Genomic DNA, 12,767 nt, shown 5'->3' on the forward strand with positions numbered 1-12,767 from the left:
GTATCAATGGTTTGCACGGCTGCCATCATCGGGGCGGGAGCCATTAATGGCTCCCCTACAGCAGGGGGTCAGATATTCTGCCGTAGGGGCGGGATTTATTCCGCCCGTATCAATGGTTTGCACGGCCGCCGCCATCGGGGCGGGAGCCATTAATGGCTCCCCTACAGCAGGGGGGTCAGATATTCTGCCGTAGGGGCGGGATTTATTCCGCCCGTATCAATGGTTTGCACGGCCGCCGCCATCGGGGCGGGAGCCATTAATGGCTCCCCTACAGCAGGGGGTCAGATATTCTGCCGTAGGGGCGGGATTTATTCCGCCCGTATCAATGGTTTGCACGGCTGCCATCATCGGGGCGGGAGCCATTAATGGCTCCCCTACAGCAGGGGGGTCAGATATTCTGCCGTAGGGGCGGGATTTATTCCGCCCGTATCAATGGCTTGCACTGCCGCCATCATCGGGGCGGGAGCCATTAATGGCTCCCCTACGGCAGGGGGGCAGATATTCCGCCCGTATCAATGGCCTGCACCGCTGCCGCCATCGGGGCGGCAGCCATTAATGGCTCCCCTACAGCAGGGGGGTCAGATATTCTGCCGTAGGGGCGGGATTTATTCCGCCCGTATCAATGGTTTGCACGGCCGCCGCCATCGGGGCGGCAGCCATTAATGGCCCCCGACACCAGGGGGCAGATATTCCCCTGTCGGGGCGACATTGATGCCGCCCGCCTTTCTGCGCTGCGCCAGAAACATGATCTCTTCTCCATAATAAATAAAACATCATTTCATTTTTATTGAATTAACATCCCATCATGCCTATTATTTGGTTATCCGCCCGTACAACAATTGCGGCAGCACGTTTAACCTGAATGAATCTGAGAGGCATCGACATGCAAGTTCGTCAAAGCATACACAGCGAGCACGCAAAACAGCTCGACACATCAGCATTACGTGATCAATTCCTTATCGACAACATCTTTGTTGCCGATAACTACACCATGACCTACAGCCATATCGACCGCATTATCATCGGCGGTGTTATGCCGCTGGCGAACAGCGTCACTATCGGTAGTGAAGTCGGTAAACAGCTGGGGGTCAGCTACTTCCTTGAACGTCGTGAACTCGGTGTGATTAATATCGGTGGACCCGGACTGATTGAAGTTGATGGCAAAACCTGGGAAATCGGCCATCAGCAGGCGCTGTATGTCGGTATGGGCGCGCAATCGGTGGTGTTTAAAAGCGCCAGTGCCGCGCAACCGGCAAAATTTTATTACAACAGCGCCCCCGCACACACCCACTATCCCGATACCAAAATCACCCTCGAAGAAGCGGTCACCGCTACCCTGGGCGATGCCGCCACCAGCAACCGCCGCACCATTAACAAGTTTATCGTGCCGGATGTGCTGCCAACCTGTCAGCTGACCATGGGTCTGACCAAACTGGATGAAGGCAGTCTGTGGAATACCATGCCGTGCCATACCCATGAGCGCCGGATGGAAGTCTATTTCTACTTTGATATGGATCATGACACTGCGGTGTTCCATATGATGGGGCAACCACAGGAGACCCGCCATTTACTGGTCCATAACGAACAGGCGGTCATCTCCCCAAGCTGGTCAATTCATGCCGGCGTCGGCACCAAACGTTATACCTTTATCTGGGGCATGGTCGGCGAAAATCAGGTATTTGATGATATGGACCACGTAAAAGTGAGCGAGTTACGTTAACCCCCGCGACCAGTGAATGCTGGTGAGATGGTTGAAGACAAAGAGAGCGAATATGATCCTTAATGCATTTAATCTGGAAGGCAAAGTAGCGCTGATCACCGGCTGTAATACCGGTTTAGGTCAGGGAATGGCCATCGGTCTCGCGGAAGCGGGCTGCGATATTATTGGCGTCAACCGCAGCGGTGCCGATGATACCCCAGCCCGGGTGGAAGCCCTCGGCCGCCGTTTTCATGCTATTGATGCCGACCTGATGGACAGCGCCAGCGTACCGCAGGTGGTGTCACAGGCGGTAGCCGCCTTTGGCCGCATCGATATTCTGGTGAATAACGCCGGTATTATCCGTCGTGCCGATGCGCTGGAATTCAGCGAGCAGGACTGGGATGACGTGATGAACATTAACAGTAAAACGGTGTTCTTCCTGTCACAGGCGGTGGCGCGTCAGTTCATTAAACAGGGTCAGGGTGGGAAAATCATTAATATCGCCTCAATGCTCTCTTACCAGGGCGGGATCCGCGTGCCCTCTTATACCGCCTCCAAAAGTGCGGTAATGGGGTTAACCCGCCTGATGGCCAATGAATGGGCGCCGTATAACATTAATGTTAACGCTATCGCTCCCGGCTATATGGCCACCAACAATACAGAACAGTTACGCCAGGATGGCGACCGCAGCCAGGAGATCCTCGGACGTATCCCGGCCGCCCGCTGGGGCAAACCAGAAGATATGAAAGGTCCGGTGGTGTTTCTCGCCTCACCAGCGTCCGACTATGTTAATGGTTATACCCTGGCCGTGGATGGTGGCTGGCTGGCGCGCTAGGCACGTTTGCGATGGGCAGCCTGCTGCTGCCCATCGCTTTAACGCGGGCAAAAAATTCATCCTTAGTTACAGCGTCACATATTTAATCTACTGGTTATATCCCCTATACTGGATGCATTGACAGTTATGCAGCCAGGTTACCCCGATGACGGCCGAAGGCCATATTATTTTTGCCATCGCCAGCGCGATTTTTGCCAAGCGTGCCGAGCTGACGCCAGAACTGGCGGGCGGCGACTGGTGGCATATTGTGCCGGCCGCGCTGCTTACCTGCCTGCTGCCGGATATTGACCATCCTAAATCCGTGCTGGGACAGCGCCTGAAATGGATCTCGCTACCGGTGGCGCGCGCCTTTGGCCATCGCGGATTCACCCACAGTCTGCTGGCGGTGCTGGCCGGACTGGCGCTGTTTCAGATTAATGTTCCTGCGGACGGGCCGCTGCCGGCGGATGCGCTGCAGGGTATGGTGCTGGGCTATCTCAGTCATATTGTCGCCGATATGCTGACTCCGGCCGGCGTGCCGCTGTTATGGCCATGCCGCTGGCGTTTTCGCCTGCCGATCCTTAATAGTCAGAAAGGCAATCAACTGGAGCGCGCGCTATGCATGACACTGGTGGCCTGTTCAATGTGGTTCTCACCGCAAACGCCGCATTTTGGTGCAAATGGCTGGCCTGCCCAGCTCATTAATTCGGTGCAAAGCCATATCGGCCGGGCAATAAATAAACAACCTGTACAATAAAAAGACAAATAACATCATAAGGTTATAATCAATTCCTTTTGAATATAATGCTGCACCATCATCAACTGCTAACATGCGTCACGATAATGGTTTTTACGCGATTCAAAATATCGCTTTATAGCCTGCATGCAGAATACCCAACTGCCAGGCCTTTCACCGGAGAAATGGGATGAATTTGCCCCTGATTCTGAATATCGTGGCGTTTGTCGCCCTGCTATTACTTCTGGCGCGTACCCGCCGTACAAACTGGAGTTTGTCAAAAAAAGTCCTTACTGGCCTGCTGCTTGGCGTGGTGTTTGGCCTCGCGCTGCAACTGATCTATGGCGAAAACTCTGCCGTAGTGAAAGAGTCGATCGGCTGGTTCAACATCGTCGGAAATGGCTATGTGCAATTACTGCAGATGATCGTAATGCCGCTGGTATTCGCTTCGATTCTCAGTGCCGTCGCCCGCCTGCATAACGCGTCCTCGCTGGGAAAAATCAGCGTACTGACCATTGGCGTATTGCTGTTTACTACCGCCATTGCCGCACTGGTTGGCGTGTTTGTCACCCAGCTGTTTGGCCTGACCGCCGAAGGCCTGGTGCAGGGCGCGCAGGAAAGCGCGCGCCTCGCCGCCATTCAGAGTAACTATGTTGGCAAAGTGGCGGATTTAACCGTGCCACAGCTGCTGCTCTCCTTTGTCCCGAAGAATCCGTTTGCCGATCTGACCGGCGCCAACCCGACCTCAATTATTAGCGTGGTTATTTTCGCCGCCTTCCTTGGCGTTGCCGCACTGCAGCTGTTAAAAGATGATCAGGTAAAAGGCCAGCGGGTGCTGACAGCAATCGACACCCTGCAGTCGTGGGTGATGAAGCTGGTACGTCTGATTATGAAACTGACTCCCTATGGCGTACTGGCATTGATGACGAAAGTTGTCGCCGGTTCTAACCTGCAGGACATCATTAAACTGGGGGGCTTTGTCGTGGCCTCTTACCTCGGGCTGGCGATAATGTTCGCGGTTCATGCTCTGCTGCTGTCGGTCAATGGCATCAATCCGCTGCGCTTCTTCCGTAAAGCCTGGCCGGTGCTCACTTTCGCCTTTACCAGCCGCTCCAGCGCCGCCAGCATTCCGCTAAGTGTGGAAACGCAAACCCGTCGTTTAGGGGTACCGGAATCTGTCGCCAGTTTCTCTGCCTCTTTTGGCGCCACTATTGGCCAGAATGGCTGTGCCGGCCTCTACCCAACCATGCTGGCAGTGATGGTTGCGCCAACCATGGGTATTAATCCGCTGGATCCGTTATGGATCGCTACCCTGGTCGGTATCGTCACCCTGAGCTCGGCCGGTGTCGCCGGTGTCGGCGGTGGGGCGACCTTTGCTGCGCTGATTGTGCTGCCGGCGATGGGACTGCCGGTGACCCTGGTGGCGCTGCTGATCTCCATTGAGCCGCTGATCGATATGGGCCGCACCGCACTGAACGTCAATGGTTCGATGACCGCCGGTTCGCTGACCAGTCGCTGGCTAAACCTGACCGATAAGAAAATACTGAATAGCGACCAGCACGCTGAACTGTCTCATCAGTAATCGATTAAAGGCCGGGAATTCCGGCCTTTTCCTTTCCCGGTAATAATTCCTTACAGCCTTCCTCTCCCCTCGCATCCTGATTATTCACCGCCATTTGCCGCATATCCCTACAAGTTACCGGCGTATCTCTCTCACTGTTCTATAGTTAAGGATGCCTAATCACGACATCAACGGGAGCAAGATAAAATGTCGAAAGAAACAGATAACAAGGAGCTGAGCCATAATGCACCGGCAACAGGCCCTGAGTCGGCAAAACCCGGACTTGATTCTCTGGCACCTGAAGATGGTTCACATCAGCCAACAGCCGAACCCAGCGCCCCCGGCAAACAGCCGACGGCGCCAGGTAGCCTGAAATCGCCTGATACGCATAATGCAAAACTCGATCAGCTTGACGCCCATCGGAAAGGCGGTGAAAACTTTCCGCTGACCACCAACCAGGGCACGCGCATTGCTAACGACCAAAATTCGTTGCGCGCCGGGACGCGCGGTCCGACGCTGCTGGAAGATTTTATCCTGCGCGAGAAAATCACCCATTTTGACCACGAGCGCATCCCCGAACGTATTGTGCATGCCCGTGGCTCCGCCGCTCATGGCTACTTTCAACCCTACCGCGCCATGACCGATATCACTAAAGCGGACTTTCTGCGCGATCCTGACACCGTGACGCCGGTATTTGTGCGCTTCTCTACCGTACAGGGCGGTGCCGGTTCAGCCGATACCGTGCGTGATATTCGCGGTTTCGCCACCAAATTCTATACCCAGGAAGGGGTATTTGACCTGGTAGGAAATAACACCCCGGTATTCTTTATTCAGGATGCGCATAAGTTCCCCGATTTTGTCCATGCGGTGAAACCGGAGCCCCACAATGAAATTCCCCAGGGCGCCAGTGCGCACGACACTTTCTGGGATTACGTCTCGCTGCAGCCGGAAACCCTGCACAATGTCATCTGGGCGATGTCCGATCGGGGTATTCCTCGCAGTTACCGCACCATGGAGGGCTTTGGCATTCACACCTTCCGCATGATAAACGCCGAAGGTAAAGGCACTTTTGTCCGTTTCCACTGGAAACCAGTGGCAGGTAAAGCCTCGCTGCTATGGGATGAGTCGCAGAAACTCACCGGTCGTGATCCCGATTTTCATCGCCGCGATCTCTGGGAAGCGATTGAAGCCGGTGATTTCCCGGAATATGAACTGGGTGTGCAGCTGGTAGCGGAAGAGGATGAATTTAAGTTCGATTTTGACCTGTTGGATGCCACCAAACTGATCCCGGAAGAGCTGGTGCCGGTAGAGCTGATTGGCAAAATGGTGCTGAACCGCAACCCGGATAACTTTTTCGCCGAAACCGAGCAGGTGGCCTTCCATCCGGGCCATATTGTCCCCGGTCTTGATTTCTCCAACGATCCCCTCCTTCAGGGACGTCTGTTCTCCTATACCGATACCCAGATTAGCCGCCTCGGCGGACCAAACTTCCATGAAATCCCGATTAACCGCCCGGTCTGCCCGTACCATAATTTCCAGCGCGGCGGTATGCATCGACAGGATATCGATACCAATCCGGCAAATTATGAGCCGAACTCTATCAACGATAACTGGCCGCGCGAAACGCCGCCGGCGCCGCATCGCGGTGGTTTTGAAAGTTACCAGGAACGCATTGAAGGGCATAAAGTGCGTGAACGCAGCCCGTCCTTTGGTGAATACTATTCGCAGCCGCGCCTGTTCTGGCTCAGCCAGACCCCGGTGGAGCAACAACATATTATTGATGCTTTCTCCTTTGAACTGAGCAAGCTGTCGCGGGCCTATATCCGCGAGCGGGTAGTTGATCATCTGGTACGTATCGATATTTCGCTGGCCCATGCGGTGGCGGAAAACCTGGGCATTGCGCTGTCAGATGAAAAATTACATACCGCGCCGCCGAAGGACGTCAATGGTCTGAAAAAAGATGCCAGCCTGAGTCTTTACGCCGTACCAAGCGGCAATATCAAGGGACGGCAGGTGGCTTTGCTGGTTAGTGACGGCGTTAAATCGGCAGATGTGCTGGCAATCCTGCAGGAACTGAAGGCCAGGGGGGTGCACGCCAAACTGCTGGCCTCCCATATGGGCCAGGTGCGCGCTGATGATGCTTCGGTGCTGGCGGTAGATGCCACTTTTAGTGGTCTGCCTTCACTGACTTTTGATGCGGTAATTGTGCCTGATGGCAATATTGACGCGCTGTTGCTGAGTGGCGATGCCCGTTATTACCTGCTGGAAGCCTATAAGCACCTGAAGGTGATCGGCCTGAGCGGTGACGCGCGACGTTTTAAAGCGCAGTTCGGCCTCGCCGATGATGAGCAGGAGGAAGGAATCATTGAAGACAGCAAAGCGGAAGGGGTATTTATGAGCGAGTTTTTCTCCGCCCTCGCCGCCCACCGTATCTGGTCTCGCAGCCAGAAAGCGCTGACGGTTCCGGCTTAGTCCGGGCGCAGCTCTGCTACCTGTGGCCGGTTAATCCGGCCATTTTTTCGCCTGCCGATCCCGCTGAAAACTGCACGATGCCGGTGGATAATGGCGGAACAGTCAGAATAACGTTAAGCGCTGTAAGCATTGAATAACAGGCATCAGTAACACCTTGTGTTTTTTGCGCTGCGGGATAATGTGAGCTCAGTATATGCAGGAGTCGTTATATGAAAAAGATCATCGCTTCATTACTGGCCTTAACGTTAATCAGCCCGCTGGTCGCCAGCGCCAATCCAGGCGGCTGGGGCCCCGGTGGTCCGGGACCTGGCTGGCACGGCGGTCACGGCGGACCAGGCCCGTTAAACTTTCTGCCCTCTGCCGCTGAAGCAGTATTGATTGGTGGCTTAACCTACTATCTGCTGAACGGTAGTTACTACCAGCGTCAGGGTGACACCTATGTGGTGGTGGATCGCCCACCGGTGGATCGTTCCCCGGCGCCGATGCACGCGCTGGATTACAATGGCGAACGCTTCTATGTCGCGGATGGCCACTACTATCGCCGCGATATTTCCGGCGACTATCTTGAAGTACCGCGTCCACCGGGATTATAACCGGCAAAAACCTCGGGAGCAGTATCGCTCCCGGGGTTACCATCTGCCTCCGGGTCAAATTATCCGGACATCCCTGTCATCCTCCAGTGTTACACCACTCAGCATATCTTCCCGACCACCGCGTAGTAAGACTCGACACCGCTGACGTCAACCGTGAAGTTTTTATAGCCGCTGCTACTGGTTGTCGTGCCCAACAGGCCACCACCCGCTGCCGCTGACCTGTATGCTCCGACACACACACCGGATACCGCCTGCCCGTCCCGGGTAACCCTGAAGCGGTAAGTTGCCGTTACCGGGGCGATGGTGGTATTACTGACAAATTGCCACTCCAGACTCAGCGGCGACTGGGCTGCCGGGTTCACGGTAATCTGCACCGATAACGGATCCGGAGCCTTTTCGGTACTGGTTGCGGGTTGGGTGACGATGACAGTGGCGCTACCTGCGCTAGCGAATGTCAGCACTCCGCCGCTGTCCACCGCCACGACATTACTGTCACTGGAGCTGAACACCTTATCCGCCGTGTTACCGCCGTTAATGGCCAATGTCTGCGGCCCGGCCCCCACGGTGACACTGATATCCCCCGGCCCCTGCAACGGTTGCGGAGTGGCCAGGTCTACCGTGACTGTGATGGTCGTCTGCTGCCCCATAAAGTTGCTGCTCTGTTGCTCGCCAACATTGATTATCACCGAACCCGCCGCGAACGCGGTAAGGTTGCCCGCGTTGTCCACACGAACTTTTGCCGTGTCCTGCGAACTGAAGAACCGGCTACCGCCATTTCCGCCGCTGATACTAATTTGCGCCGTTTGTCCCACGGTCATTTGCACATCCTGAGCCACTAACGGCGTACCGGCAACGCGGAAGATATTCACCGGAATGGATAACGGAACAGGTGCTTTATGGCTGCTGGTCGCCTGCTCGTTAACGATGAGGGTTGCTTCTCCGACATTGTGGAACGTCATCTTACCTTCAGCGTTGATGCTCACCACATCGCTGTTATCAGAGGTAAAGGTTCTGGTACCGCCGTTACCGCCGCCGATAGTCAGTGTTCGTGGGGCATCACCATAGTACGCATCAATATATTCCGGGCCGCTTAACTGCGTGGCATCGTTCAGCTCTACCGCCACCGAAAATGAAGTCTGCTGTGCGAGATAGTTGGTGCTCGGCTGCTGTGTCACCGTAATGGGCGCGGCCCCGGTGGCGGACGCGATCAGCTGACCGTTATTATCCACACTGACGATGGCGGCGGCAGAGGAACGATAGCTTAACGCCCCGTCATTGCCGCCCTGCAAAGTAATCTGCCGGGTGTCGCCGACTTTCAGTTGCAGATCCGGCGCCGACAGCGGTGAACCGGCAATCGCTTTCACTTCAACCGGGATCTTCAACTCATCCGGCGCCTCCTGCTGCTCCGTGGCCTGCTGGCTGACGCTAATGGTAGCCTGACCCGCGTTGATAAAAGAAACTTCACCCGCGGCATTTACCCCGGCCACCGCGGGATTATCAGAAGCGTAATTTAGCGTCCCGCCGTTACCCCCGCCGATGACCAGCAGCTGCGAAGGCGCCAGATAATCCGCAGTCAGCTTGTCAGGTCCGGTTAGCTGTGTGGCCTGCTGGCGTTCAACCCGCACCTGCAGCGTGACAGATTGCGCCAGGTAATGTTCGCCTGCCGCCTCGGTAACGGTGATTTGTACCCCCGCGTCGCCGCTAACACGGTGCGCGGTCACCCTACCCTGATCATCGACAGTCACCAGCGTCGAATCTGCGGAACGGTAGCTTAGGGTACCGCCATTACCGCCACTGACGCTGAGCGGCTGCGATTGATTAACTTTCAGCTGCATATCCTGCACCGTTAGCGCATTCCCCGCCGCTGGCGTCACTTTGACCGCAATATGCAAATCGCCCGGCGCATTTTCCGTCTCCGTCGGCGGCTGACTCACAATGACGCTGGCGCTGCCGACGTTACCAAAGGTCAGTTCGCCGTGGGAATCGACAGCAACCACATCGGGATGAGTTGACCGGTATAATTTATTGCCACTGTTACCGCCGCTGATGGCTAAACGCAGTGGCGGGTTGCCGTAGCTGACCTGCACGCTGTCCGGCCCCTGTAATGCGGAGACATTCTGACGCGCCAGTTCAAGGGTCAACTCCTCTGAAGCATCGCCGTCTTCCAGCGCGACCTTAACCTGCCAGAAGCCGCTACCAAATTCCGCCGGAGCGGCCAGTTCCATCACGGAAATACCCGCGTCACTGGTTACTGAGTGTCCCGCTGGCTGGCCATTGCTGCTCCAGTTGAGACGGCGCCCGCCAATCCCCAGCTGGCTGGGCTCAGTTAAGCTGGCGATTAGCCGCAACGGCCCGCTGCCGACTGTCACCGGCGAGGTATTGCTGGCGCTGTTAAGCGCCAGTGTCGGCTGCGCGATGCTCACGCTAAAGCTCAGGGATTGCTGCTCATTGCGGTCCGGCGCGCTGGCGTCGGTTGCACGTAAGGTCGCGATCACATCGTCGCGGCCTGCGTGAGTGATATTTTCATAGAGTACCTGTGCGGTGCCGCTCGCATCGGTACGCGACTGACTAACCGCCAGCTTACCGGGCCCGTTCGCATCCTGACGCCACCAGACGGTACGATCGGCCAGTGGCCGTCCCTGTTCATCCCGCGCCCGCACAGTGAATAACAGGCTGCCTGCGCTACCCGGCGTGAATTTCACCTCATGCTGGCCGACAGCCACGCCCCCTTGCTGTGGTACGAATTCCAGCGCATCCAGCCGCTGTACCGGCCCGGCAATTTGCGCCTCTGCCGGCGCACCTTTAAAGTGACTAACGCTGACTGGCGTCACCTGGAACACCAGGGTTTTATCAAGATCGGCGGCAGTCACCGTGTAACGATCGCCCTGCGCCACAGGCTGCGTCATATCATCAGCGTGGAACCAGCGCTGTAGCGTCGCCCCCTCCTTTTCACCGCCATTGGCATGATAGGTATAACGGCCGGTTAATTCGCTGCCGATCAGCGCACTGCCGTCAATCGCCACATCGCTGGCTGAAGGGGCGAAATCGCCTGGCAATACGGTTAAACGATAACTGGCGTTGCTGACCGGCAGGTGGTCAGAGGCGCTGACAAAGGTCGCGGCTGAGATGGTCGCCTCGCCGATAGTTAGCGGCGTTACGCGGCCACTGGCGCTATCCACGCGTGCCACCGATGCGTCACTGCTGTGGTAACGGGTAACGGCCGCCGCGGTGCCTTTCACCGCATGCGTAAAGGGAGCGCTACCCGCTTTGGCGCGCATCACGGATGGGTCAAAGTAGATTTGCCAGCTCTTCGGCTGCTCTTTATAAGCCAGAACCACCCGGTTGTTACGCTGCACAAAATCGGTACGTGACTGCATCAGAGATGGCATGGCGCTGGCGCGCGCGGGATCCAGCATTTCGGCCAGCGTACGGCCAAACTCCCAATGTAAATCCAGCCCGACTTTAACGTCATGCTGCCGGTTACTAACGAAACTCTGCTCTTCGTGGAGACTGAGTAGCGGAATCGGCTGCCAGGTCACCCCGACGTTTACCCCGTACGGGTTTTTGCTGGCTTGTTTACGACTGCCATACACATCGACTTTGTCGCCATACCACTGGAACAGGCCAGCTTTGACGGCAAAATGGTCATCAGGCGCCGCCTGCAGGTTAATATCCCAGCCGCGCGCCGCGCGCTCATAGAGATCGTAACGCAGGCTGTCGCTAAACGGCGCCTCGTCACTCTGGCGCCAGCCGCTGACGGGGGTGTAGTAATTCACCGAGGTATGGATCCGCTGGCTGTCCAGCTCCAGTCCCACCCCCAGCCGGCGGTGCTGACGCGTCAGATCCTGGTCATAGAACATATTGCCGCCAAACATCAGATCGGGACTGAGCAGATGACGCCAGCCCAGCCCCAGATTGATGGTATTGCTGTCGCCCCAGCGATGAGCGCTGAACTGGGTAAATAGCGTATCGTCCTCGCCGTTATAGAGGGGCAGCAGGTAATCGAGGCCAGCATCACTCGTCCGCTGCTTCAGCCCGGCGTCCAGCGTTACGCGTGCACGGCCGCCGGCATAATTAAGCCAGGACTCTATTTCGGCCGTCGCCGCCTGATTAACCATGCTGTTCGCCTGATTCAGCGCCGAGTCACTGGCCCCCTGCCGCTGTGCCGATTGCCAGAAGCCATTCATCCACTGGCGCAACTTCCCGGCGCGCGGTGAAGCCTCCAGCGACTCGTCATTCATTTTCGGCGTGGGGACAATCACCCACTGACCACGTAAGTCCGCCAGTTGCGCGGCGGTTTTTACTGGTTGGTTAAGATTGACCAGCTGAGAAACGGAGAGCTTGTAGCGCCAGGCAAATGACTGCACCTCTTCCGTTTTCGCTATCTGTACTAAATCCACGGCCGGATAAAGATGGGTGGTGGCATTCACATCCGGCAACAGCAGCCATTCGTTCAGCTGCAAATCATAACGCCGGGCCATCTGCTGCTGCCAGTCCGCCAGATCGGCGATCTCTAACGCCAGATCATGCTGTAACGCCTGCCAGCTGTTATCCTGCGGTTTTGGCATCAGGACATAATGTTTATCCTGCGTCGCACGCGCGGTTTTCTTTTCCGCCGCGTCAGCCGCGCGACTGCTCGCTGGCAACGAAATAATAATAATTAATAATAATATCCATTGTATCAGCGCCAATCCCTTATGCGGGTTCTGCTGCTGTTTGCGGAAAGTGTTATGTGCCGTCATCATGCGCTTAATCACCAATCAGAAAATAAAATTCAAACTGGTGAAAGATTAATCATCCGGCGAATGGCATGCTATGCATGGGACGGTATATTTCCCTGATCTTTCCCTGATAATAATATCAACTCTGTCAGCATACAGGTTGAAATGTCA

Annotated in this window: 7 protein-coding genes; 6 read left to right on the forward strand and 1 reads right to left on the reverse strand. The window is 56.1% G+C overall.

Annotation, left to right across the window (positions count from 1 at the left end; genetic code table 11):
• The first annotated feature begins 883 nt into the window (after nucleotides 1-883).
• The 6 genes from kduI to JWF83_RS14685 all read left to right on the forward strand — a co-directional run bounded on the left by kduI (nucleotide 884) and on the right by JWF83_RS14685 (nucleotide 7,875).
• The gene (kduI, locus tag JWF83_RS14660) at nucleotides 884-1,720 is read left to right on the forward strand and encodes a 5-dehydro-4-deoxy-D-glucuronate isomerase (protein ID WP_413651051.1); all 837 of its coding nucleotides are present in this window, start codon (nucleotides 884-886) and stop codon (nucleotides 1,718-1,720) included.
• Nucleotides 1,721-1,772: 52 nt separating this feature from the next.
• A complete protein-coding gene (kduD, locus tag JWF83_RS14665) occupies nucleotides 1,773-2,534 on the forward strand; it encodes a 2-dehydro-3-deoxy-D-gluconate 5-dehydrogenase KduD (RefSeq protein WP_413651052.1) in 762 nt (253 codons plus the stop codon).
• Between the two features lie 145 nt (nucleotides 2,535-2,679).
• Nucleotides 2,680-3,270 (forward strand): metal-dependent hydrolase, encoded by a 591-nt coding sequence (locus JWF83_RS14670; protein ID WP_413651053.1) that lies wholly within the window; start codon nucleotides 2,680-2,682, stop codon nucleotides 3,268-3,270.
• Nucleotides 3,271-3,439: 169 nt separating this feature from the next.
• Nucleotides 3,440-4,831, forward strand: coding sequence for an L-cystine transporter (locus JWF83_RS14675; RefSeq protein WP_413651054.1), 1,392 nt, complete (start codon nucleotides 3,440-3,442; stop codon nucleotides 4,829-4,831).
• 186 nt (nucleotides 4,832-5,017) lie between these two features.
• The gene (gene katE / locus JWF83_RS14680) at nucleotides 5,018-7,282 is read left to right on the forward strand and encodes a catalase HPII (RefSeq protein ID WP_413651055.1); all 2,265 of its coding nucleotides are present in this window, start codon (nucleotides 5,018-5,020) and stop codon (nucleotides 7,280-7,282) included.
• Nucleotides 7,283-7,491: 209 nt separating this feature from the next.
• Complete coding sequence (locus tag JWF83_RS14685; RefSeq protein WP_413651056.1) at nucleotides 7,492-7,875, forward strand: DUF6515 family protein; 384 nt, start codon at nucleotides 7,492-7,494, stop codon at nucleotides 7,873-7,875.
• Nucleotides 7,876-7,973: 98 nt separating this feature from the next.
• Here JWF83_RS14685 and JWF83_RS14690 read toward each other — a convergent pair whose 3' ends face one another.
• A complete protein-coding gene (locus tag JWF83_RS14690; protein ID WP_413651057.1) occupies nucleotides 7,974-12,620 on the reverse strand; it encodes an inverse autotransporter beta domain-containing protein in 4,647 nt (1,548 codons plus the stop codon).
• Nucleotides 12,621-12,767 lie beyond the last annotated feature (147 nt).

The sequence above is a fragment of the Pantoea sp. B65 genome, from assembly GCF_047308185.1.
Lineage (GTDB): Bacteria > Pseudomonadota > Gammaproteobacteria > Enterobacterales > Enterobacteriaceae > Erwinia.

Coding starts and splice junctions, on each gene's coding strand:
- JWF83_RS14690 (WP_413651057.1), bottom strand. CDS start 12,620: ATGATGACGGCACATAACACTTTCCGCAAACAGCAGCAGAACCCGCAT.
- kduD (WP_413651052.1), top strand. CDS start 1,773: ATGATCCTTAATGCATTTAATCTGGAAGGCAAAGTAGCGCTGATCACC.
- JWF83_RS14685 (WP_413651056.1), top strand. CDS start 7,492: ATGAAAAAGATCATCGCTTCATTACTGGCCTTAACGTTAATCAGCCCG.
- kduI (WP_413651051.1), top strand. CDS start 884: ATGCAAGTTCGTCAAAGCATACACAGCGAGCACGCAAAACAGCTCGAC.
- katE (WP_413651055.1), top strand. CDS start 5,018: ATGTCGAAAGAAACAGATAACAAGGAGCTGAGCCATAATGCACCGGCA.
- JWF83_RS14670 (WP_413651053.1), top strand. CDS start 2,680: ATGACGGCCGAAGGCCATATTATTTTTGCCATCGCCAGCGCGATTTTT.
- JWF83_RS14675 (WP_413651054.1), top strand. CDS start 3,440: ATGAATTTGCCCCTGATTCTGAATATCGTGGCGTTTGTCGCCCTGCTA.